Source organism: Lentilactobacillus parakefiri, assembly GCF_002157585.1.
GTDB lineage: Bacteria > Bacillota > Bacilli > Lactobacillales > Lactobacillaceae > Lentilactobacillus > Lentilactobacillus parakefiri.
Map to the genome: position 1 here is coordinate 1 of NZ_BDGB01000121.1, position 414 is coordinate 414.

1 rRNA gene is annotated in these 414 nt (G+C 44.9%); it reads left to right on the forward strand.

From position 1 onward, the window contains the following. Positions 1-80: 80 nt before the first annotated feature. A 23S ribosomal RNA gene (locus LPKJCM_RS11565) occupies positions 81-414 on the forward strand; the annotation flags it as partial.

Genomic DNA, 414 nt, shown 5'->3' on the forward strand with positions numbered 1-414 from the left:
AACACCGCGTTATTTTGAGTTTGTTAACTAGAAAAAAATCGCAAATACTCAATTAACTTTGCATCACTTCGTGATGTACAGGTTAAGTTAAAAAGGGCGCATGGTGGATGCCTTGGCACTAGAAGCCGATGAAGGACGGGACTAACACCGATATGCTTCGGGGAGCTGTACGTAAGCTTTGATCCGGAGATTTCCGAATGGGGCAACCCAGCAGTTTTAATCGACTGTTACTATATGGTGAATTCATAGCTGTATAGAGGTAGACGTGGGGAACTGAAACATCTCAGTACCCACAGGAGCAGAAAGAAATTTTCGATTCCCTCAGTAGCGGCGAGCGAACGGGGAACAGCCCAAACCAATGAGCTTGCTCATTGGGGTTGTAGGACTGAACATTTGAGTTACCAAAGTTGTTGA